This is a genomic window from Paucibacter sp. PLA-PC-4, from assembly GCF_026241155.1.
Lineage (GTDB): Bacteria > Pseudomonadota > Gammaproteobacteria > Burkholderiales > Burkholderiaceae_C > Roseateles_E.
This window is the reverse complement of record NZ_JAPFGP010000009.1, coordinates 143,898-164,257: the sequence shown is the minus strand read 5'-3', so window position 1 is coordinate 164,257 and position 20,360 is coordinate 143,898. Positions and strand designations below refer to the sequence as shown.

At 66.9% G+C, this 20,360-nt stretch carries 21 protein-coding genes; 15 read left to right on the top strand and 6 right to left on the bottom strand.

The window, feature by feature from the left end; translation table 11 throughout:
• Position 1 precedes the first annotated feature (1 nt).
• On the bottom strand, positions 2 to 571 hold the full coding sequence (locus OOZ63_RS15645; protein WP_266006478.1) for a sterol desaturase family protein: 570 nt from the start codon (positions 569 to 571) through the stop codon (positions 2 to 4).
• 149 nt (positions 572 to 720) lie between these two features.
• Here OOZ63_RS15645 and OOZ63_RS15640 point away from each other — a divergent pair, with 149 nt between their 5' ends.
• From OOZ63_RS15640 to OOZ63_RS15610, 7 genes are all read left to right on the top strand, one after another.
• Positions 721 to 1,407 (top strand): Crp/Fnr family transcriptional regulator, encoded by a 687-nt coding sequence (locus OOZ63_RS15640; protein ID WP_266006477.1) that lies wholly within the window; start codon positions 721 to 723, stop codon positions 1,405 to 1,407.
• A 188-nt stretch (positions 1,408 to 1,595) separates the two neighbouring features.
• The gene (locus tag OOZ63_RS15635; RefSeq protein WP_266006476.1) at positions 1,596 to 2,501 is read left to right on the top strand and encodes a GGDEF domain-containing protein; all 906 of its coding nucleotides are present in this window, start codon (positions 1,596 to 1,598) and stop codon (positions 2,499 to 2,501) included.
• 45 nt (positions 2,502 to 2,546) lie between these two features.
• A complete protein-coding gene (locus OOZ63_RS15630) occupies positions 2,547 to 3,074 on the top strand; it encodes a YbaK/EbsC family protein (protein ID WP_266006475.1) in 528 nt (175 codons plus the stop codon).
• Positions 3,071 to 3,301 carry a DUF1289 domain-containing protein gene (locus OOZ63_RS15625; RefSeq protein WP_266006474.1) on the top strand — a complete coding sequence of 77 codons (231 nt, stop codon included), beginning with the start codon at positions 3,071 to 3,073 and terminating at the stop codon, positions 3,299 to 3,301. Before OOZ63_RS15630 ends, OOZ63_RS15625 begins: the two co-directional genes overlap by 4 nt.
• Entirely contained in the window at positions 3,301 to 3,951 is a 651-nt protein-coding gene (locus OOZ63_RS15620) for a 2-hydroxychromene-2-carboxylate isomerase (protein ID WP_266006473.1), read from the top strand. The genes OOZ63_RS15625 and OOZ63_RS15620 overlap by 1 nt, the downstream gene beginning before the upstream one ends.
• Positions 3,952 to 4,136: 185 nt before the next feature.
• Entirely contained in the window at positions 4,137 to 5,825 is a 1,689-nt protein-coding gene (locus OOZ63_RS15615) for an MFS transporter (protein WP_266006472.1), read from the top strand.
• 270 nt (positions 5,826 to 6,095) lie between these two features.
• Complete coding sequence (locus OOZ63_RS15610) at positions 6,096 to 6,248, top strand: hypothetical protein (RefSeq protein ID WP_266006471.1); 153 nt, start codon at positions 6,096 to 6,098, stop codon at positions 6,246 to 6,248.
• 31 nt (positions 6,249 to 6,279) lie between these two features.
• Here OOZ63_RS15610 and OOZ63_RS15605 read toward each other — a convergent pair whose 3' ends face one another.
• Both OOZ63_RS15605 and OOZ63_RS15600 read right to left on the bottom strand, forming a co-directional pair.
• Positions 6,280 to 7,851 (bottom strand): sensor histidine kinase, encoded by a 1,572-nt coding sequence (locus OOZ63_RS15605; RefSeq protein WP_266006470.1) that lies wholly within the window; start codon positions 7,849 to 7,851, stop codon positions 6,280 to 6,282.
• Positions 7,852 to 7,955: 104 nt separating this feature from the next.
• A complete protein-coding gene (locus OOZ63_RS15600; RefSeq protein ID WP_266006469.1) occupies positions 7,956 to 8,426 on the bottom strand; it encodes an Lrp/AsnC family transcriptional regulator in 471 nt (156 codons plus the stop codon).
• Between the two features lie 86 nt (positions 8,427 to 8,512).
• Here OOZ63_RS15600 and OOZ63_RS15595 point away from each other — a divergent pair, with 86 nt between their 5' ends.
• Positions 8,513 to 9,160, top strand: coding sequence for a LysE family translocator (locus OOZ63_RS15595; RefSeq protein ID WP_266006468.1), 648 nt, complete (start codon positions 8,513 to 8,515; stop codon positions 9,158 to 9,160).
• On the opposite strand, the gene OOZ63_RS15590 is transcribed toward OOZ63_RS15595, so the two are convergent.
• Positions 9,147 to 9,959, bottom strand: coding sequence for a class I SAM-dependent methyltransferase (locus OOZ63_RS15590; RefSeq protein ID WP_266006467.1), 813 nt, complete (start codon positions 9,957 to 9,959; stop codon positions 9,147 to 9,149). The genes OOZ63_RS15595 and OOZ63_RS15590 overlap by 14 nt on opposite strands.
• A 189-nt stretch (positions 9,960 to 10,148) precedes the next feature.
• Between OOZ63_RS15590 and OOZ63_RS15585 the strand changes: the two genes are divergently transcribed.
• Complete coding sequence (locus OOZ63_RS15585) at positions 10,149 to 10,688, top strand: OsmC family protein (RefSeq protein ID WP_266006466.1); 540 nt, start codon at positions 10,149 to 10,151, stop codon at positions 10,686 to 10,688.
• Between the two features lie 8 nt (positions 10,689 to 10,696).
• Positions 10,697 to 11,665 (top strand): AraC family transcriptional regulator, encoded by a 969-nt coding sequence (locus tag OOZ63_RS15580; RefSeq protein ID WP_266006465.1) that lies wholly within the window; start codon positions 10,697 to 10,699, stop codon positions 11,663 to 11,665.
• A 31-nt stretch (positions 11,666 to 11,696) separates the two neighbouring features.
• Here the strand turns inward: OOZ63_RS15580 and OOZ63_RS15575 are convergent, their stop codons facing one another.
• The gene (locus OOZ63_RS15575; protein WP_266006464.1) at positions 11,697 to 11,945 is read right to left on the bottom strand and encodes a hypothetical protein; all 249 of its coding nucleotides are present in this window, start codon (positions 11,943 to 11,945) and stop codon (positions 11,697 to 11,699) included.
• Between the two features lie 274 nt (positions 11,946 to 12,219).
• On the bottom strand, positions 12,220 to 13,269 hold the full coding sequence (locus OOZ63_RS15570) for a GGDEF domain-containing protein (protein ID WP_266006463.1): 1,050 nt from the start codon (positions 13,267 to 13,269) through the stop codon (positions 12,220 to 12,222).
• 199 nt (positions 13,270 to 13,468) lie between these two features.
• Here OOZ63_RS15570 and OOZ63_RS15565 point away from each other — a divergent pair, with 199 nt between their 5' ends.
• The 5 genes from OOZ63_RS15565 (at position 13,469) to OOZ63_RS15545 (ending at position 20,360) form a co-directional block, all read left to right on the top strand.
• Positions 13,469 to 14,680: an NAD(P)H-dependent flavin oxidoreductase gene (locus tag OOZ63_RS15565; protein WP_266006462.1), complete on the top strand. Its 1,212-nt coding sequence runs from the start codon at positions 13,469 to 13,471 to the stop codon at positions 14,678 to 14,680.
• Positions 14,681 to 14,916: 236 nt separating this feature from the next.
• Positions 14,917 to 15,660, top strand: a complete 744-nt coding sequence (locus OOZ63_RS15560; protein WP_266006461.1) for a DUF4198 domain-containing protein — start codon at positions 14,917 to 14,919, stop codon at positions 15,658 to 15,660.
• A 93-nt stretch (positions 15,661 to 15,753) separates the two neighbouring features.
• Positions 15,754 to 17,907, top strand: a complete 2,154-nt coding sequence (locus OOZ63_RS15555) for a TonB-dependent siderophore receptor (protein ID WP_266006460.1) — start codon at positions 15,754 to 15,756, stop codon at positions 17,905 to 17,907.
• Between the two features lie 3 nt (positions 17,908 to 17,910).
• Positions 17,911 to 18,210 (top strand): hypothetical protein, encoded by a 300-nt coding sequence (locus tag OOZ63_RS15550; protein ID WP_266006459.1) that lies wholly within the window; start codon positions 17,911 to 17,913, stop codon positions 18,208 to 18,210.
• Positions 18,211 to 18,230: 20 nt separating this feature from the next.
• Positions 18,231 to 20,360: a TonB-dependent siderophore receptor gene (locus OOZ63_RS15545; protein ID WP_266006458.1), complete on the top strand. Its 2,130-nt coding sequence runs from the start codon at positions 18,231 to 18,233 to the stop codon at positions 20,358 to 20,360.

Here is a 20,360-nt window from a genome sequence, read left to right as displayed (position 1 = left end):
CTCAGCGCGGGCTCCCGGCGCTGCCGAAGACATGGTCCCAGAATGCGCTGGTCACGCCGTAGTGCCCGGTCTGGCGCTGCAGCGCGTGCCGAGAGCCGTGGTGTAGCGCATGCCAATGCTGGCGCCGCTGCAACCAGACCTGAGCGCAGCGGCCACTGTGGTGAAGGGCATGGTGGATCAGTGCATAGATCAGATAGCCGACGAGCAGGCCGGCAGTCAGCGCGCAGGCTTGCCACCAGTCGCCCAGCAGCAGGGCCGGTACGAACACCAGCCCGGCGATCAGCGTGGCGCTGAGCAGGGTCGGCGTGCAGATCAACGCGCGGGGTCGGCGATGATGCTCGGCATGCCAACGCTTGAAGGGCGGCAGACCGTGCAGCACAAAGCGATGCAAGACATATTCGAGCAGGGTCCAGCCTGCCAGCCCGGCCACTGCCAGGCTCAGCAGGCGAAGGCCCTGCTCGGGCGGGCCTGCCAGCAGCAAGATGGCCGATAGCAGGAGGCAGGCGAGGCCGTAGAGGGCGAAATCGGCCCGATAGGCCAGCCGGCTTTGTTCGATGCTGAATATGCGCATGATCTCCCCTGGTTCTGCCCCCAGGCTAGAGCCGAGCGACCCCGCGGTCTGTGCGACAGCGCACCCGTGCAAGGTTCGGCAACGTACAGACGCGCACCCGCTTCGCTGCCCATGCTCGGGGCAAGATTTGTACTTGGAAATTGCCACCCATGCCTGCCGAGAATCATCTGATCGCTGAACTGCCTCAGCAGGGCCGCGCGCGCCTGCAGGCCCTGTGCGAGCCGGTCGAGCTGGTGCTGGCCGAAGTGCTGTCCGAGCACGGCGCGCTCGCGCGCCACGTCTATTTTCCGGTCGACGGCTTCATCTCTTTGGTGACCCAGGTCGATCACCACCCAGGGCTGGAGGTCGGCATGGTGGGGCGCGAGGGCATGCTGGGCGTGCATCTGGCCCTAGGTGTCGCGACCTCGCCGCTGCGGGCTCTGGTGCAGGGGCCGGGTCTGGCCTGGCGCATCGCGGTGGCGCCGTTCAGGCGCGAGCTGGCGGACAGTCCGGCGCTGCAGCGCAGCTTGGACCGCTATCTGTATGTGCTGATGGCACAGCTGGCCACTGCCTCCGCCTGCCTGCGTTTTCATCAGATCGCGCCGCGTCTGGCGCGCTGGCTGCTGATGAGCCAGGATCGCGCCCACGGGGTGCGCTTTCATGTCACCCATGAGTTCCTCGCCTACATGCTGGGGGTGCGACGGGTCGGCATCACGGTGGCGGCAGGCGTGCTGCAGCGCCAGGGCCTTATCAGCTACCGCCGCGGCGAGCTGACGGTGCTGGACAGGCCCGGCCTCGAAGCCGCAGCCTGCAGCTGCTACGGCGCGGATCGGCGGTCCTATGCGGCTCAGCTCTAGATTTTCGTCATCGGGTGTTACCAGTTGTTGCCGGGAGGCCGCGCCAGTGCGTCTTGCGTGCGGTGTCGCACAGACAAGCCCCGGCGGGCTTTGCCCAATATCGGTATCGGCCGCCGTATCGCCGCCTCGTTCGAGGGTGGCGCCAGGCGCTGTGCTCCGCTCTTCGATCACTGTCTGGAGTCATGTCGATGCTTAGTTTCGAAGTTTCCAGCCCTCGCTTCCCGCGCCCCGAGTATCGCCAGGTGATGCCTGAACTTGTGCAAGGCAATGGCGCCCAGCCGGCTCAGGGACCCGACATCCGCCTGTGCGACTGGAACGACCTGTTCGCTGCGGTGAAGGCCAGGCTTCGTGCCCTGGTCGGCGAGCGCGTGACAGTGCGCACGGTGCTGAGCGCCCCGGTTCGTGCGAGCCACGTCCAGGCCGGCGTGCTGGAATGCGTGGCTGCGCTGGATCAACTCCATGCCACGCTCGTGCAGGAGTTGGCACGCAGCGGCGCGCTGGAGCTGCAGCTGTTCGACGCACAGAGCGCGTTGGCATCGGCGCGTGCCGAGCTGGCCGGCACCCAGGACGAGGAGCGCAAGGCGCGCCATCTGGCCTTGCACGACGGCCTGACCGGCCTGCCGAACCGGCGCTTCTTCAGCGAGCGCCTGGATCACGCGCTGGCACATCTGGAGTCGCCGGACATCACGCTGGCGCTGTTCTATCTGGACTTGGACGACTTCAAGCTGATTAACGATCAGCATGGCCACGAGGTCGGTGACGAGGTGCTGAAGGTGGTAGCCCTGCGCCTGGCCCGGGTGGTGCGCAGCGAGGATATGTTCAGCCGCCTTGGTGGCGACGAGTTTGCCTGCTTGCGCATGGGGCCGGCGCTGGGCCGGCCGCAGCTGGGCGCGCTGGCAGTCAAGCTGTTCGACGCGGTGTCCGCACCGTTGAGTATCGGCCCGCTGACCTTGCAGATCAAGCCCAGCATCGGCATCGCGCTCTACCCGGGCGATGGCAGCAGCGCCGCCGCCTTGCTCAGAAGCGCCGATGCGGCCATGTATGAAGCCAAGCGCCAGCGCTGCGGCCACGCCTTCTTTGATCACGGCGGCTGAACCCGCGCCAGAGGCTCGCCCGCGAGCTGCGCGACAATGCAGCGCATGCAAGCAAGAACCCCCGATCCCGCCCGCCCCGAAGGCTTTTTGCGCGTCAGCGCCGCGCTGGCCGCCAAGCAACATGCCCATGCGCCGTTATGGTTGGAGGTGGCCGCCCGCACCTCGCAGGAGGCGGCAGACGCCCTGGGTGTAAGCCTGGGCCAGATCGCCAAGTCGGTGGTGTTTCGCCGCAAGACGGACGAGCAGGCGGTGCTGGTGATCGCCTCGGGCGATCGGCGTGTGGACGAAAAGAAGCTCAAGGAACTGACCGGCCCGCTGGGACGCGCCGATGCCGACTATGTGAAGGCGCGCACCGGTTTCTCCATCGGCGGTGTCTCGCCGCTAGGATTCGCGCCCGTCGAGGGGGCGGCCGCACCGATACTGTTCGTGGACCAGGAGCTGTTCCGATTCGATGTGATCTGGGCCGCCGCCGGCCATCCGAATGGCGTGTTCAAGATGACGCCGGCCGAACTGGCGGCGCTGACCGAGGCGCCGGTGATTGATGTGGTGTTGCCTGTGCAGGAAGCGTCATGAACGCGGTGCTTGTTTCCAGCATCAAGTCGCCTTGCAGCAACGTCTGCAAGATGCATGAGGCGAGCGGCTGGTGCCAGGGCTGCGCGCGCACCATTGCTGAGATTGCGACCTGGTCCAGGGCCGACGACAACACCCGCCTGGCTATTCTGGCCCGCCTGCCCGAGCGCCGCGCCGCGCTGATCGAGCAGGGCATCTTCACTGCAGCAGCCTCCACGGACGGCCCTTGATGAAACACCTGACCTTTTATTTCGACCCCGTCTCGCCTTATGCGGCGCTGGCCTTCGACCGTCTTCCCGAGGCCCTGGTGGGCTGCAGCTACACGGTCGAATACCGGCCGGTGCTGTTCGCGGCCCTGCTGCATGCCATCGGCCAGAAGGGCCCGGCCGAGATCGAGAGCAAGCGCCAATGGACCTTCCGCCAGGTGGCCTGGCTGGCCCACCAGCTGAACATTCCGCTAGACACGCCGGCCCAGCATCCCTTCAACCCGCTGCCGCTGCTGCGCCTTGCCTGGGCCTGCGGCACGCAGCCGCTGGGCACACCGAATCGTCTGGTGGTCGAGAAGATCCTGCACCATGTCTGGCGGTCGGCCGGCGCCGACGCTGTCAACCCAGAGCGCCTTGCCGCGCTGACTCAAGACCTGGCCCCGGCCCGCGATCCGGGCAGCGAGGTGATCAAGGAGCAGCTGCGCCAGGCCACTGAACAGGCACTGAAGGCAGGTGTGTTCGGTGTGCCGACGATTGCCGTGGATGGTCGGCTGTTCTGGGGCCTGGACGCGCTGCCCATGCTGGCCGCTTACTTGAAAGGCGATCCCTGGTTTGCCAGCGGCGCCTGGGAGGCAGCCGGCGCCAAGCGGGCCGGCGTCGTGCGCCGTCACTGAGTCTGCCTCAGTGCTTACCCTGCCCAGGGCTCTCATCTCACATGGAGAAATGAAAACCTAGGGTTGCAGCGGGTTTCGTCAGCCAGCGTTCAGCGCCGCGTCAGATGAGGGTCAGAGCCGGCTCCGATAGTCGCGCCATGGATCACCGGTCGGTGATCCTTCGCAACATATCGGAGACAAACATCATGGCAACTGCAAGCGCAGTGTCGACCGCCAAGACACCGATGACCCGGGAAGAGAAGAAGGTCATCTTCGCCTCTTCGCTGGGCACGGTGTTTGAGTGGTACGACTTCTATCTGTACGGCTCGCTGGCGGCCATCATCGCCAAGCAGTTTTTCTCGGGCCTGGATCCGCAGGCGGCCTTCATCGCCTCGCTGATGGCCTTTGCTGCCGGCTTCATCGTGCGTCCCTTCGGCGCGCTGGTGTTCGGTCGGCTGGGCGACATGATCGGCCGCAAGTACACCTTCTTGGTGACCATTCTGATCATGGGTCTGTCGACCTTTATCGTCGGGATCCTGCCCTCCTACGCCACCATCGGTGTGGCTGCCCCTGTCATCCTGGTCATCCTGCGCATGCTGCAAGGCTTGGCGCTGGGTGGTGAGTACGGCGGTGCCGCCACTTATGTGGCCGAGCACGCGCCGCAGGGCAAGCGTGGCGCCTACACCTCCTGGATCCAGACCACAGCGACCCTGGGCCTGTTCCTGTCGCTGATGGTGATCCTGGGCACCCGCACCCTGATCGGCGAGGAAGCCTTTGCCGACTGGGGCTGGCGCGTGCCCTTCATCCTCTCGGTCGTGATGCTGGCCATCAGCGTCTGGATCCGCCTGTCGATGAACGAGTCGCCGGCCTTCCAGAAGATGAAGTCCGAGGGCAAGACCTCTAAGGCGCCGCTGTCTGAGTCCTTCGGCCAGTGGAAGAATCTGAAGATCGTGCTGTTGGCGCTGTTCGGCCTGGTCGCCGGCCAGGGCGTGGTCTGGTATTCGGGCCAGTTTTATGCGCTGTTCTTCCTGACCAGCGTGCTGAAAGTGGACGGCTCGACGGCCAATGTGATGGTGGCGGTCTCGCTGATCATCGGCACGCCGTTCTTCTTGCTGTTCGGCACGCTGTCGGACAAGATTGGTCGCAAGCCCATCATCATGGCCGGCCTGCTGCTCGCCATCCTGACCTACTTCCCGTTGTTCAAGGCGCTGACCGCCGCCGCCAACCCCGACCTGGCCCGCGCCCAGGCAACGGCACAGATCGTCGTGACGGTGGATCCGGCCGCCTGCTCGTTCCAGGGCAGCCCGGTCGCCAAGGAAGTGGACTTTGCCAGTTCCTGCGACATCGCCAAGCGCGCGCTGGCACAGTCGGCCGCTAGCTACGAGACGGTTGAAGGTCCGGCCGGCACGATCGCGAGCATCAAGATCGGCGACAAGGTCGTCAGCTCTCTGAACGCCACCCGCACCGCCGATGGCTACAGCTTCGACGACGCCAGCAAGAAGAACATCGCCGCCTTCAAGAAGGAGTTGGCCGATTCGCTGAAGGCTGCTGGCTACCCGCCCAAGGCCGATCCGGCCAAGGTCAACAAGCCCCTGGTCGTTGCGATCCTGACCATCTTGGTGATCTATGTGACCATGGTCTACGGCCCGATCGCCGCGATGCTGGTCGAGATGTTCCCGACGCGCATCCGCTACACCTCGATGAGCCTGCCGTACCACATCGGCAACGGCTGGTTCGGCGGCATGCTGCCCTCGATCACCTTCGCGATGGTGGCGCAGAACGGCAATATCTATCATGGCCTGTGGTACCCGATCGTGATCGCCGCGATGAGCTTCGTCATCGGCATGATCTTCGTCAAGGAGACCAAGGACGTGGACATCTACGCCCGCGACTGATCGCCCTCAGCCTTTGATTCGAGGCGGCCTGCGTGCCGCCTTTTTCAATGATTGCGCCTCACTTTGCTGACCTCAAGCTCTCGAGCCGCCCGGTGCGGGCCCGTATGCCGAGGTGGTGGGGGAGGGGCTCGGTCAGAGTCTGTGACAGACCCTATCCTGATGCTTGCTCGTGGCCTGATCGTCGCTTTGACGCTGGCTTTGACAGGGCCCGCTCAGGCTGCCGTCAGCAAGGCTGACAACAATCGAAACCAATTCGTGGAGGACTTAGTCATGTGGAAAGTCATTGCCGGCTTCGCCGCCTTCGCCGCGCTTGCGCTCTTCATCCTCAGCCAGGGCGGCGATATCGATCTGGGCGGTGAGAAGCACGACATCGCAGCGCACAGCGAGACTGTGGCCGAGCCGGCCTCGGCTGCCTCGCGCTAAAACGCATCGCGCTGAGGCGCTCAGCCCTGAATCAAGCGCTGTCGACGGCCGAGCGCTGCGGCGCCAATCGGGGCAGGCGAATCACGGTGCGGGTACCGGCCCCCACCGTGCTGAAGACCTCGATCTGGCCGCCCAGCACGTTGGTGACGATGTTGTGCACGATGTGCATGCCCAGGCCCGAGCCACCGGTGCCCAGCTTGGTCGTGAAAAAGGGGTCGAAGATGCGGCGTCGCACCGATTCGTCCATGCCGATGCCGTTATCGACCACCAGCAGTTCTACCATCTCGGCGTCGAGCGTGCGGCAGCTGACCTGCACCAACCCGCTCTCGCGGCCCTCGAAGCCGTGTACCAGCGCGTTCATCAGCAGATTGGTCAGCACCTGTCCGAGGGCGCCCGGGTAGGAGTTCATCGCGGCGCCTGTGCACAGATCGGTGCGGATCGCATAGGGTGTGTGTTTGAAGCTGGGCTCCACCATCACCAGCACATCCTCGACCACTTGAGCTAGATCGAAATCGCGGCGCGAGTCGGTGGTCTGATCGATCGCGACTTGCTTGAAGTCACGCACCAGGTCGGCCGCCTTCTGCACATTGCGCTGTAGGATGTCCTGGCCGCGCCGGGTGTCGCGCGCCAGCTCTTCGAGCAGGCTGCGCCGCATCGGTACGCTATTGCTGAGCATGGCCTCGAGCTTGCCCCAGCGGTCTTCTAGCGCCGAAACCACGGTCAGCGCATTGCCCAGCGGCGTGTTCAGCTCATGGGCAACGCCAGCCACCAGCCGGCCCAGCGAGGCCAGCTTCTCCGACTCGACAAGTTCGCGCTGCGCAGTCTTCAGGTTCGCCATCGCCTGGGTCAGCTCGATGTTGGCCTCGGTCAGCTCGGCGGTGCGCTGCGCCACCTGGTATTCCAGCGTGCTGGCATGCTGACGTAGCTCGTCGAAGGCTGCCAGCAAGGCCTGGCGCATGCGCTCCATGGCCTTGCCGACGCGGGCGATCTCGTCGTCGCGGCCCATGTCCAGCGTTTGCTGCAAGGGCTGGTCGAGCTTGCCGGCGGCCAGCTTGGCGGCCGCCTGGCTGAGTCGGTTCATCGGCTGCAGCACACGGCGCTGCATGACGATCAGGATCAGCGCCAGCGACAGCGTCAGCGTCAGGCCGCTGCGCAGCAGGCTTTGCAGCATGTCGGCGCGACGGCGCTCCAGCAGCGGTGCTGCGCTCATGGTCACGGTGATCTGGGCGATCTCGCGGCCGTCGCGCAGCACCGGTCGGGTCTGGCTCAGAGTCAGACTGCGGTCCGCGACCTCGCGCTGGAACTCGGCAAAAGGCTTGGGGGAGGAGGGCTCGATCACCAGCACGGAGACAAAGCGGGGGTCGTCGACCTGAGCCTTGATCATCGGCTCGGCCAGATCGGGCGAGACCTGCCAGATCGGCTCCGACAGCGACAGCGCCAGGATCTCGACCACGCGCGACAGATCGCGCTTGAGATCGTCCATCGCCTCGCGCCGCGTGGCATTGCTCTCGAACAGCAGCACCGCCCCGGTGGGCACCAGCAGACCCGTCACCAGCGCCATCACGACGGCGTTGCGCAGCGAGGACTTGGCCAGGCGGATCAAGGCCGCCGCCTCTCGATGGGCATCAGCACGGCAAGGGCAGGACCACCGGTTGTGCCTGGAATGTGGGCGCGCGACATGGATCGATTATGTGGGAAACAACGGGGTCAGGGCTTGCCCTGGGCGGCAAAGGCATGCAGGCCGCGCCGCGGGATCGGAGTGCTCATCACGATGGCGGTGCGAGTCTCGCCGTAGGCGTTGATGCGGGCAATCAGCGCTTCCAGCTCGGCCATGCCGGGTGCGACGACCGTCATCACGTAGGAGTCGGCGCCGGTCACATGGTGGCACTCCAGCACCTCGGCCATGCTCCGGAGCTTGGCCAGCAGCTTGGCTTTTGCCGGCTGGGCTGCCGTGATGCCGATGATGGCGCGCACCGCATAGCCGACGGCCAGGGGGTCCAACTCGGCGTGGATGCCGCTGATCACGCCGGCCTCCTGCAGACGCCTTAGGCGCTCGGCGGTGGCCGGGATCGACAGGCCGGTCGCGGCCGCCAGCGTTTTGAGCGGCGCGCGGCCATCGGACTGCAATGCCTGTAGGAGCAGCCAAGCTTTGTCATCGAGTTGCAAGGAAATACCCATGCTGACCTTAAAAAATGTCGGTGCTGCTGCAAATCGCCTGAATTTTCGACTTGGTCGCCGCCCACCCTGATCCTACAGTGCTGGGCATGGACTTCACCAGCACCTTGACCCTTTTTGCCCAGGCCCTGCTGATCGGCCTGGCAATCGCCGCACCGGTCGGCCCCATCGGCTTGCTGACGATCCAGCGCAGCCTTCAACAGGGACCGCGGGCCGGCCTGGCCACCGGCCTGGGTGCGTCCGTGGCCGACGCGCTCTATGGCGCGGTGGGCGCCTACGGCGTCGATGCCGTGATCACCGCGCTGGCGGCAGCACGGTTGCCGCTGGCCCTGGGCGGGGCGGCCTTTCTGCTCTATGTGGCCTGGGGTCTGTGGCGCGCGCCGGCTGCGCAGCTGAGTGCCCAGCCCACCTTGTCGGGCCACAGCCTGTGGCGCTATTTCGCGGGCACGGTGCTGCTGACCCTGTCCAACCCGGCGACCATCTTTTCATTCATCGCGGTGTTCGGTGCCCTGTCGGCGCGCTCGGCCTCGACGTCGCCGGGCCTGGTGGTGCTTGGGGTGTTTGTCGGCTCGGCCCTGTGGTGGCTGACACTGAGCGCCGGGGTCGGACGGCTGCGCCAGCGCTTTGACGAGCGCTGGCAGCGTCGCGTGCAGCGCAGCAGCGCCGTGGCGCTGGCCGGCTTCGCGCTGTGGCAGCTTGGCGGCCTGCTCGGCCCAGCCGGGCTCAGCGCCGCGTGATGACGAGCTCCAGATAGGCGCTGGGCACCACCAGCGAGTCCGCAGCGGCCCGGTTCAGGCCGTTCAGCAGTGCGGTGATTTCCTGGTCCAGCAGGCTGGCCTGCTCGGCCGGTAGGGCCGCGAAAGCCTTGTGAACCGGCCCGTACCAGTTGCGGAACACCTCAATGAAGTGGGCGGCCGAACGGTAGCGAAAATTGAACAGCCGCGGCGTCGCCGCGATAGCCGCTGCCCGGTCGCCGAACAGGTTTTGCAGATGACTCTCGACGCCCCATAGCGACGGCGAGGGTACGCCGGCCGGCGCAGGCAGATGGCGGCCCAGGGCCTTGAAGAGCTGGCCGACAAAGCCCTCTGGCGTCCAGTTGGCCAGGCCGATGCGCCCGCCGGGCCGACAGACTCGGGCCAGCTCGGCGGCGGCGCGGGCCTGGTCGGGCGCGAACATCACGCCGAAGCTGGACAGCACGGCGTCGAAGCTACCGTCCTCGAAGGGAAGGGCCTCGGCATCGGCCAGCTGGAACTTCAAGTCCAGGCGCTCGGCGCGGGCGCGTTCGGCGCCTCGCTCCAGCAGGCCCGGCACGTAGTCGGTGGATGTGACCCGGCAGCCGCGCCGCGCCGCCGCCAGGCTGGCGTTGCCGTTGCCGGCCGCCACATCGAGCACGCGCTCGTCCCATCTCAGATCGCAGGCCTCGGCCAGTTGCTCGCCGACGAGTTGCAGGCTGGTGCCGATGACGGCGTAGTCGCCGCTGGCCCAGGCGGTTTGCTGGCGTGCTTTGAGGGCGGCGAGGTCGGGGGTGCTGCTCATGGTGATGATCTCCTGTGATGGCGGCAAGGCGCTGGGCCAGCGATTTCTGGACCTGTTCCCACTGTGGCGGTGCGCTTGCCTAGCCGTCCTGCCCCGGCGTCGCTGTGAGCTGTCCCAGCGTCCGGCATCCCCTGTTTGTCGACTCGGCGCAGAATGCAGCAGCCCAGCCAGTATTCGAAAGGCAAGCCCATGCTCGATCAGCAGTCCGATGTAGCGGCGGCCCTGGCACGCGCGCGCGCGACGCTTCAGCGCCGCCCCGCGAGCGGTCTGCACGACGATGCGCCGGCCACCGCGTGCTGGCAAGGGGGCTGCCGCGTGACAGCTCGGCATGCCAACGGAACCGAGGTCGCCAGCGACATGCCGGCTGAGCTCGGTGGCGGCGGCGCGCTCGTCACGCCGGGCTGGCTGTTCCGTGCCGGCTTGGCCTCTTGCGCCACGACCTCGATCGTGCTGACCGCAGCCAGCGAAGGGGTGGTGCTGACGGCCTTGGAGGTGCGTGCCTGCAGCCGCTCGGACACCCGCGGTCTGTTGGGCATGAGCGAGGCCGATGGCCGCCCGGTGTCTGGCGGCCCGAGCGAGCTGCGGCTGCAGGTACGCATTTGCGCGCCGGGCGTGGCGCCGCAGCGGCTGCGTGCGCTGGTGGCGCAGGGCCTGCGTTGCTCGCCGGTGCCCAATGCGGTGCAGCAGGCCACCGGCCTGGCACTGCAGATCGACATCGACCCCAGCTAGGCGCCGGCATGGACGCACTCTCGGAGACGCTTCGCATCGTGCGCCTGGTCGGCGCGATCTTTCTGCAAGGGCGATTCAGTGCGCCCTGGTGCTACCAGTCGCCCAGTGCCGATGCGGCCGCGCCGCTGCTGGAGCCAGGCGCCGAGCGGGTGGTGATCTTCCACCTCATTACCGATGGCGAATGTCATGTCGAGCTGGGTGATGCGCCGCCACTGCATTTGGTGGCTGGCGATGCGGTGCTGTTCACGCAGGGTGATGCACACCGGATGGCGTCGACACCGGGCCTGCCACCGGCCCAGGGCGCGCGTCTGGACGAGGTGCTGGCGCGTCGGCCGCGGCGGCTGGCCTATGGCGGCGGAGGGGCGAGGACGCGCCTGGTCTGCGGCTATCTGGCCTGCGATGCCCGTTTGGCGCGGCTGTTGTTGACGGGTCTGCCTCGGGTGCTGCGAGTGCATGTGCGTGGCAGCGAGGCTGGCGACTGGCTCGAAGCATCGCTGCGCTATGCGCTGGCCCAGGGGCGTTCGCCACAGCCCGGAGCCGAGGGTCTGCTGGCCAAGCTGGCCGAGCTGCTCTTCATCGAGATGCTTCGTCTGCACATGAATACGCCCGGCGAGGGCCGCAGCGGCTGGCTGGCCGGCATGGGCGATCCCGTTGTGGGCGCAGCCCTGCATGGCATGCACCAGCAGCCGGCGCGGGCCTGGACCTTGGACGAGCTGGCGCGCCATGCCGGCAGCTCGCGCTCGGTGCTGGCCGAGCGCTTTCAGCGCTTGGTCGGCAGTGCACCGATGCAATACCTGACCCAGTGGCGACTGCTGCTGGCGGCCAATCTGCTGCGCCACAGTAGCGCCCAACTGGCCCGCATTGCCGAGCAGGTCGGCTACCAGACCGACACCGCCCTCAGTCGCGCCTTCCGGCGCGAGTACGGCGCGCCGCCTGCTGCCTGGCGGCGCAGCCAGGGCTCATCGGCCCGACGCTAGAGCGGTCTTGTTGTCGCGCCAGCGGCCGTCGTCAGTCGCCGACCTGCAGGCCCAGGCGCCGCAACATCCATTCGACACCAGCCTCGCGCAGCATCGCCGGCCAGCTGGGATGGACGGACACCAGGCGGATGAAATCGTCCCAGGGGGCGGCGCTTTGCGGCCCTAGGCTCACCAGACACGCCATGCTGATCCCGCCTGCTGAGAGAAACGCCTGCAGGCTGTTGTAGCCGGTGTGCCGTATCAGGAAGCTGGGCGTCAGGAGTTCGTCAACGGGGACCATGTGCGGCGGATGCCGCGACGCCGCAGCGCCCGGCCTGGCGTCGGCTCTTTGGCCTCGTCCGGCAAACGGTGCGAACTTGGTTTGAAGGATGCTTTGCATGGCGGGCCTTGACACGCAGGCGCGAGCTCGGGGGTGGCTCGGCGCATAGGAGCAATGCTGACGCGAACGCTGACCGGCATCTGTGCGCTACAGCACATCAGCAGCGCGGCAAGAAGCGTGGCGGCTCTGCCGCCCGACCATCTGCCGCTCAGGCCGCACAGGCGGCTCAGGCCGCTCAGGCCGCCCTGGCCGCCAGCACCGTCACGCAGTTTCGCCCGCTGCGCTTGGAGGCGTATAGCGCTCGGTCAGCGCGCTCGAAGAAGTCGTTGGCGCTTTCGCCACGGGCTAGCTGGGTGACGCCCAGCGACAGCGTGACGCGCTCCAGCGGCACGGTCGCTGATGCCAGCGGCGCACCGCGCCGAATGCGGCTGGCGGCGATCTTGCTGCGAAGCTGCTCAGCCAACTGCTGGGCCTCGAGCAGATTGCTGGCGGGCAGCAGCAGCGCGAATTCCTCGCCGCCCACACGGGTCACCAGATGCGGCTGCGGCGCCAGGCTCTTGAGGCTGTCGGCCACGGCGCGTAGCACCTGGTCGCCGAAGGAATGGCCGTAGCTGTCATTGACCCGTTTGAAGAAGTCAATATCGCCCAGCACTAGGCAGGGAGCGGCGGTATCGGCATGCTCGCGGCTGAGGCACTGCGCCAATTGCTGCTCGAACGCGCGGCGATTGCCCAGGCCGGTCAACGCATCGACCAAGGCCTCGCTGCGGGCCTGGCTGACCTCGTGGCGCAGCGCGGCGATCTCGGCCTGGTTAGCATCCAGGCGCTGCTGTAGCTGGGCCATGGCGGCGCGCATCTCGCGCGTGCCAGCCATCAGCGCCTGCAAGAGCTCGGCCTGCTCGTCTTGGGCCGCGTCGAGCAGCTGGCTGCTCCACAGCAGCAGCGACTGGTCGAAGCGTGCAGTCTGGTCACCGGCATGGGCGGCCGAGCTGGCCATGTTCTCCAGCACCCGGCTCAGGCTGTCGCTGACGCGTTGGGCCTCCTCAGGGTCCAACCCCGGCTGGGCCACGTGGTGCTGGTACAGCGCAGCGGTCTGGGCCTCGGTCAGCCCTGCGCCGTCGCGGGTCTGCTCGGCCAGTGCCTCGGCGAGGCGCGGATTGCGGCCGCTGACGAACTCATACCAAACCGCATAGCTGTGCGGATGTAGCGCGCTTCGCTGCTTGGTCATCAGGGGCAGAGCCAGGCGCAGGTACTCGGCGCTCTTGGCCACACTGTCGGGGTATCGCATCGGTGTTCCCTCTTGTCTGTTCGGGCCATGGCCCGTCTCCACTGCTCCCGGACGGTCTGGCACGCCGCTGTATCGGCAGCGCTGCAAGCTGCTTGAGGCGCTGAATGGACTTGGAACTGCGGGTGTGCTGATTTTTGTCAACTATGCACGGCCTGCTGGCCCTTAGCGTGGCGCTCTGTCCGCCCCGAGAGTGCCCACCATGCCCGAGCTTTATCCGATCGCCCCCTTCTTCCACGCGCTGCTGCACAGCAGCGGCCTGCGGCCGCTGCGCCTGCGCGGCCGCGAGTTGCTCCCCATCGTGCAGGGCGGCATGGGGGTTGGCATCAGCGCCCAGGGCTTGGCTGGGGCAGTGGCGGCGGCCGGTGCGGTCGGCACGCTCAGCTCCGTGGACCTGCGGCGCCACCACCCTGACCTGATGGCGCGCACCGAGGGGCAGCATGCCGGCGCGGCCGCCAAGCAGGCCATCGATGCGGCCAATCTGGAGGCGCTGCGGCGCGAGATCGCTGGCGCCCGCACGCGCAGCGGCGGGCGTGGCCTGCTGGCGCTGAACGTGATGCGTGCGGTCAGCGAGTATGCGGCTTCGGTGAAGACCGCTCTTGAGGCCGGCATCGATGCGGTAGTGGTTGGGGCGGGCCTGCCACTGGACCTGCCGGACCTGGCCCATGACCATCCCGACACCTTGCTAATCCCGATACTCAGCGACGCCCGCGGCGTGCAACTGATCGTCAAAAAATGGGAGCGCAAGAAGCGCCTGCCCGATGCCATCGTGATCGAACACCCGCGCCTAGCCGGCGGCCACCTGGGCGCGGCTAGGGTGGCGGACCTGCAGGACCCACGCTTTGATTTCGAGCGCGCCATTCCAGAATGCTTGGACTTCTTTGAAAAAGCCGGTCTGGCCGGTCAGATCCCGCTGATCGCGGCCGGCGGCGTGCGCAGCTATGCCGACATCAAACGCCTGCAGGGCCTGGGTGCAGCCGGTGTGCAACTGGGCACGCCCTTCGCGGTCACCCAGGAGTGCGACGCCCATCCCGGGTTCAAGCGCGTGCTGGCCGAGGCCGGCGAGGAGGAGATGCTGGAGTTCACCAGCGTGGCAGGTCTGCCGGCGCGCGCGGTCGCCACGCCCTGGCTGAGGAACTATCTGCGGGCCGAGCCGCGCCTGCAGGCGGTGGCGCATGCCAAGAGTCGCTGCACCAAGGCCTTCGACTGCCTGGCCCAGTGCGGGCTGCGCGACGGGCTGCCGGGTTGGGGGCAGTTCTGCATTGACAACCAGTTGGCTGCCGCGCTGCGCGGCGACCTGACCAAGGGCTTGTTCTTCCGCGGTGTCGGCGCATTGCCATTTGGCCGGGAGATTCGCTCGGTGGGCGAGTTGCTGCAGCGCTTGCTCGGGCCAGGGCGGGCATTTGCGGCCTGATCGCAATCTCGGTCCTGCGTCGATTGTTATTTTTGTCCTTGTACTTTACAATAATAATCATTCGCATTTGAGCGAATAAGTCCATGCCCGCCGACCCGGCTGCCGAGCGCAGCCCGGGCTCGTGCCCGCCAGCCGCTGTGTCTACGGCCCGCCAGCTCTCCCAGATGCCTGCCCATGCTGCCTGTCCATCTCAGGTCGGCTGGGCCATGTCTTTTGTAATCGAGGAGTAGTCACCCATGTTGATGATCAAGCTGCGCAAGGCCTTGCTGGGCTCCCTCCTGTTGGCCGCTGCCGCAGGTGCCCAGGCCCACCAGATCTGGATCGAGCAGGATGCCGCCGGCGCCCGCCTGTACCTCGGCGAGTTTGCCGACAATCTGCGCGAGCGCTCGCCGGGCATGCTGGATAAGTTCGTTCAGCCCACCGCCAGCCTGATTACCGCCAAGGGTGAGCAGCCTGCCGCGCTGGGCAAGCAGGTCAATAGCTTTGTGATCGCTGCCCGGGCCATCCCCGGCGAATCGTTGATCGCGCAGGAACTCGGCTATCCGGCATGGGAGCGCAAGCAGGGCGACAGGATCGAGCGACATGTTTGGGTACCGGCGGCCCGCTGGGTCGGCGACTTCGCGGCCCGCACCCCCCAGCTGAGCCTGGATCTGGTGCCGACCGGCCAGCCGGGTCAGTTCCAGGTTTTCTACAAAGGGCAGCCGCTGCCCGAGGCCAAGGTCGATGTGGCGGCCGCGTCGGGCTGGTCGCGCGAGGTGCAGGCGGACAAGAACGGGCTGATCAGCGTCGCGCTGCCGTGGAAAAGCGCATACGTGCTGGAGGCCAAGCACACCGACAAAGGCGGCGTCGAGCGCGCCGGCCAGAAGTTTGATGTCGGCATCTATGTGACCACTCTGAATTTTAGCCTGCCTCAAGGCCTGGAGTCGCCACCGCCGCCACCGCCGCCACCGCCGCCACCGGCCGCGACTCCCGCGAACTAAGCCCGCCGAACTCTTCAACAGCACGCGCCCGCCGGGCGCGCTGGCGCAGCCTTGCCTGCCTCCAGTACGTTCTCTCCCCCAAATCGTCTGCAGATGTCCTACCCTGATCACCAAATCCTGGCTGCGGCCCTGAGCCTGGCCCTGCTGTCCCTGGGCACGGCCCGGGCCGCCGACACCGAGGCCGACTTGTCCCCAGGCGGGCGCAAGCTCGAGAAGGTCGTCGTGAACGGCGCTCGCAAGACCCTGGAAGCCGCCACCGGCAAACTGGGCCTGAGCGCGCGCGAGACGCCGCAACTGCTCAGCATCATCGACCGCGAGCGCATCGAGCTGGAGTCGCTGACCAGCATCGACGCGGTGCTGCAGAACGTCACCGGCATTAATGTGACTTTCTACGACACGCAGCGCCCGCTCTACTACGCGCGCGGCTTCCAGATCACCGACTTCCAGGTCGACGGCGTGCCGACCTACAGCGGCGGCACCAACCAGGAGTACGACACCGCGCTGTACGAGCGCATCGAGGTCCTGCGCGGCGCCAACGGTCTGCTCAGCGGCGCCGGCAATCCGTCGGCCACCGTCAATATGCTGCGCAAGCGCGCCCATCGCAGCTTCGAGGCTTCGGTGGTCGCGAGCCTGGGGTCTTGGAACCAGCGCCGTCTGGAGGGGGATCTGAACCTGCCGCTGACTGCCGATGGCCGTGTGCGCAGCCGCTTCGTCACCGCGCTGCAGCAGCGCGACAGCTTCCGCGACCGCTACAGCGAGCGCAAGACAAGCTATATGGGCGTGGTCGAGGCCGATCTGCTGCCCGGCACCACGGTGCAACTGGGTTATCACAACCAGGACAACGTCCCCAAGGCGCCGATCTGGGGCACGATTCCCCGCTTTGCCGCCGATGGTTCGCTGGCCAAGCTGCCGCGCTCGACCAGCTTCTCGCCGAGCTGGACCCGCTGGTCGCGACAGTCGGGCACCGCCTATGCGATCTTGGATCAGCGCCTGGGCGCCGACTGGAAGCTCAAGGCCATTTACAACCGCAGTCAGGGCGACTCGACGAGCCTGCGCACCTATGGCGACGGCTATCCCGATCCCGTCACCGGTGCCGGTCTGCGCCTGCTGGCCGCCGTCGGCCAGAGCGAGGAAACGCGCGACAGCCTGGATATCTACGCCAATGGTCGGTTCGTCTTGTTCGGCCGCCAGCATGAGCTGATGCTGGGGGCGAGCTACTTCAAGACCGAGACGAACACGCCGACGCTCAGCTCGGTGGCCGGCTGGAGCTATGCGATCCCCAATATCAATACATGGGACGGCTCGGCACCGGCTCCGAGCTATGGCCGCACCGGCGCCTGGCGCATCGGCACGACCGAGCAAATGGGCCTGTTCGCGTCGGCCCGCTGGCGGCTGCGCGAGGACCTGGCGCTGATCACCGGGGCAAGGCTCAACGACTGGGAGACCAGGACCGACGCCTACAACACCAGCGGCCTCTACACCGCCACCACCGGTGCCTACAAGATCAGCGATGAGATCACGCCCTATGTCGGCCTGGTCTACGACCTGAACAGCGAGTTCTCGCTCTACGCAAGCTACACCGACATCTTCAGGCCGCAGAACGCTCGCGACAAGACCGACAACCTGCTGGCGCCGGTGCTGGGCTCCAGCAAGGAGTTGGGGGTCAAGGCCGAGCTGCTGGACAAGCGCTTGAACCTGTCCTTCGCCGTCTTCGAAGCGCAGCAAGACAACTACGCGGTGCGCGATATGTCGATGCCCGACAGCTTCAAGCTGCCCGACGGCAGCTATCCGCAGATCGGCGTCAACGGCACCAAGAGCCGTGGCTTCGAGTTCGATGTGGCCGGCCAGCTGAGCCCCGGCTGGGTCCTCAATGCCGGCCTCTCCCAAACCAAGATCACTCGGCACAAGAACGACCTGATCTATGCCAACCTGCCCAAGCACGAGCTGCAGTTGTCCACCAGCTACCGCCTGCCCGGCGCCTGGGAACGACTCACCGTCGGCGGCGGCCTCAACTGGCAGAGCAAGATCATCGGCTACAACATCCCGCACCCAAAGCAGGGTACGGTGACGGTGCAGCAAAAGGCCTATGCGCTGGTCAATCTGCATGCCAGCTACCGCTTCAATGAGCGCCTAAGCCTGGGGCTGTCGCTGCGCAATGCGCTGGACGAGAGCTACTGGGCCAATCTCGACTATCCCAACTACGGCGACCCGCGCAGCGTGATGCTGAGCCTGCGTGGCCGCTTCTAAGCGATGGTCAAGACCGATGTGGGCTGGCACTACCGCGCCGGCGTCGCCTCCCGCGCGCTCGCCGCGCTGGGCGGCGGCTATCTGCAGGCCGCTGCGGTGGCGGCTGTCTGCGCCGTCCACCTGCCGGCACTGGGCGTCGCGCGCAGCGAGGCCACGGTTGGCGGCGTGATGTTGGCCTTCGTCGTCTACGCCTGCGCCTTCATGACGGCCTTCGCCTGCCGCAGCGCGCTGCGCGCCTGGGCCTGGACCCTGGGGCCGGCCCTGCCGCTGGGTGCGGCGGTGCTGCTGCAGCGCTGGCTTTGAATCAAGACAACTACCTCGCGATGAACACTTACACGACTCCCCGTCTGCTGCCCCTGCTCGCGCTGCTGGCGCAAGCCGCCTGGGCCCAGGAGCGCGCCGCGCCCGCCGAGGCCAACACCTTGCCGGTCGTGCGCGTGCAGGGCAGCAAGGAGAGCGCCAGCGGCCCGGTCAGCGGCTTCGTCGCACGCCGCGCCAGCAGCGCCAGCAAGACTGACACTGCACTGATCGAGACGCCACAGGCGATCTCGGTGATCACGGCCGACCGGATCGAGGCCCAGGGCGCGACCACGCTGCGCCAGACTACGGCCTATGCGGCTGGCATCGTCTCATCCTACTTCGACAGCCGGGTCGACTCCTTTACCGCGCGCGGTGGCAGCGTCAGCCAGTACCAGGACGGTCTCATGCGCAGCTACGGCACCTACAACACGGCAAGACCCGACCCCTACACACTGGAGCGGGTCGAGCTGGTGCGCGGACCGGCCTCGGTGCTGTACGGCCAGGGCAGCATCGGCGGGGTGCTGAACCTGGTGAGCAAGCGCCCGCAGGCTCAGACGCGACGCGAAGTGCAGCTGCAGCTGGGCAGCTTCGAGCGTCGGCAGATTGCCGCCGATCTGAGCGGCGCTATCGACGCCGCCGGGCAGTGGACCTACCGGCTGGTGGCGGTCAGGCGTGACAGCGGCAGCCAGGTCGACCATGTGGGCGATGACCGCTTGGTGCTGGCGCCTTCGTTGAGCTGGCAGCCCAGCGCTGCGACCTCGCTGACCTTGCAGGCGCTCCACCAGCGTGACAAGAGCGGCTCGCTGATCGGTTTCTTTCCCTGGCAGGGCACTCGCTTGGCTAACCCGCCACATGGCCAGATCCCGACCTCGACCTTTATCAGCGAGCCCGGCTGGGACGCCTACGACAGCGATCAGGACTCGATCGGCTATCTATTCAGCCATCGCTTCAACGAGACCTGGACCTTGCGCCAGAACCTGCGCTATAGCGACAGCGCCGTCGACTACCGCACCATCTACACCAGCTTCACCGCGACCGGCCGGCCGGTCTTCAACGCCGACGGCCGCACGCTGGAGCGCGATCTGGTCTGGAACCTCAACGGCGGCACGATGGCCTTGCTTGACACCCAACTGGAGGGCCAACTGAAGTTGGGCCGCTGGCAGCACACGGCCCTAATCGGGCTGGACGCGCAGAAGAACCGGAGCACCTCCCGCGCCTTCCGGGCCCGCGCGCCGGCCATCGATGCTTACCAGCCGGTCTATGGCAACTTCACCGCGCCGACCACGACCACGGCGGCGCCGCCGGTCGACCAGCAGCAGTTGGGCCTGTATCTGCAAGATCATGCCAAGTTCGATGAGCGCTGGGTCGCGGTGCTGGGCCTGCGCCGTGACCATGCCAAGACCGACAGCCACAACGGCCGGCGTGACGCTAAGACCGAGGATCGGGCCACAAGCCACCGCGCCGGCCTGCTGTACCTGGGCGAGGGCGGCTGGTCGCCCTATCTGAGCTATTCCGAGTCGTTCCAGCCACTGGGCGGGCTCGATGCCTATGGCACGCCGTACAAGCCCCAGGTCGGCAAGCAATGGGAGGCCGGCGTCAAATGGCAGCCGCTGCAGCGGCGCATCTCGGCCAGCGCCACGGTCTACGATTTGCGCGACACCAACCGCAAGACCGCCGACCCGGCCAACCCGCTGAACAGCTTGCAGCTCGGCGAGGTGCGGGTGCGCGGCCTGGAGCTGGAGAGCGCCGGAAGCCTGGCCGGCTATCTGGACTGGACCCTGGGCTATGCCTACACCGACGCCAAGATCTCGCGCAGCAATGCCACCGATAGAGGCCAGCCAGTGGCGGGCATTGCAAAGCACAGCGCCTCGGCCTGGGTGACGCAGCACTTCAGCCTGGGTGGGCGCAGCGGCTTTAGCGCCGGCGCCGGGTTGCGCTATGTCGGCGGCTCCTGGTCCGGCACGCCGCTGATCGACACGCCGTCCTCGACACTGTTCGATGCGATGCTGGCCTATGACCAGGGCGATTGGCGCCTGAGCCTGAACGCGGTGAATCTGGCCGACAAAGTGCAGATCACCCAATGCTTGGCGCGCGGCGACTGCTTTTACGGCCAGCGCCGCACCGTCAACGCCACCCTCGCTTACCGCTTCTGA

Coding starts and splice junctions, on each gene's coding strand:
- OOZ63_RS15545 (WP_266006458.1), top strand. CDS start 18,231: ATGAACACTTACACGACTCCCCGTCTGCTGCCCCTGCTCGCGCTGCTG.
- OOZ63_RS15620 (WP_266006473.1), top strand. CDS start 3,301: ATGAAACACCTGACCTTTTATTTCGACCCCGTCTCGCCTTATGCGGCG.
- OOZ63_RS15565 (WP_266006462.1), top strand. CDS start 13,469: ATGCCCGAGCTTTATCCGATCGCCCCCTTCTTCCACGCGCTGCTGCAC.
- OOZ63_RS15575 (WP_266006464.1), bottom strand. CDS start 11,945: ATGGTCCCCGTTGACGAACTCCTGACGCCCAGCTTCCTGATACGGCAC.
- OOZ63_RS15585 (WP_266006466.1), top strand. CDS start 10,149: ATGCTCGATCAGCAGTCCGATGTAGCGGCGGCCCTGGCACGCGCGCGC.
- OOZ63_RS15550 (WP_266006459.1), top strand. CDS start 17,911: ATGGTCAAGACCGATGTGGGCTGGCACTACCGCGCCGGCGTCGCCTCC.
- OOZ63_RS15570 (WP_266006463.1), bottom strand. CDS start 13,269: ATGCGATACCCCGACAGTGTGGCCAAGAGCGCCGAGTACCTGCGCCTG.
- OOZ63_RS15555 (WP_266006460.1), top strand. CDS start 15,754: ATGTCCTACCCTGATCACCAAATCCTGGCTGCGGCCCTGAGCCTGGCC.
- OOZ63_RS15635 (WP_266006476.1), top strand. CDS start 1,596: ATGCTTAGTTTCGAAGTTTCCAGCCCTCGCTTCCCGCGCCCCGAGTAT.
- OOZ63_RS15615 (WP_266006472.1), top strand. CDS start 4,137: ATGGCAACTGCAAGCGCAGTGTCGACCGCCAAGACACCGATGACCCGG.
- OOZ63_RS15640 (WP_266006477.1), top strand. CDS start 721: ATGCCTGCCGAGAATCATCTGATCGCTGAACTGCCTCAGCAGGGCCGC.
- OOZ63_RS15590 (WP_266006467.1), bottom strand. CDS start 9,959: ATGAGCAGCACCCCCGACCTCGCCGCCCTCAAAGCACGCCAGCAAACC.
- OOZ63_RS15610 (WP_266006471.1), top strand. CDS start 6,096: ATGTGGAAAGTCATTGCCGGCTTCGCCGCCTTCGCCGCGCTTGCGCTC.
- OOZ63_RS15595 (WP_266006468.1), top strand. CDS start 8,513: ATGGACTTCACCAGCACCTTGACCCTTTTTGCCCAGGCCCTGCTGATC.
- OOZ63_RS15600 (WP_266006469.1), bottom strand. CDS start 8,426: ATGGGTATTTCCTTGCAACTCGATGACAAAGCTTGGCTGCTCCTACAG.
- OOZ63_RS15560 (WP_266006461.1), top strand. CDS start 14,917: ATGTTGATGATCAAGCTGCGCAAGGCCTTGCTGGGCTCCCTCCTGTTG.
- OOZ63_RS15625 (WP_266006474.1), top strand. CDS start 3,071: ATGAACGCGGTGCTTGTTTCCAGCATCAAGTCGCCTTGCAGCAACGTC.
- OOZ63_RS15580 (WP_266006465.1), top strand. CDS start 10,697: ATGGACGCACTCTCGGAGACGCTTCGCATCGTGCGCCTGGTCGGCGCG.
- OOZ63_RS15645 (WP_266006478.1), bottom strand. CDS start 571: ATGCGCATATTCAGCATCGAACAAAGCCGGCTGGCCTATCGGGCCGAT.
- OOZ63_RS15630 (WP_266006475.1), top strand. CDS start 2,547: ATGCAAGCAAGAACCCCCGATCCCGCCCGCCCCGAAGGCTTTTTGCGC.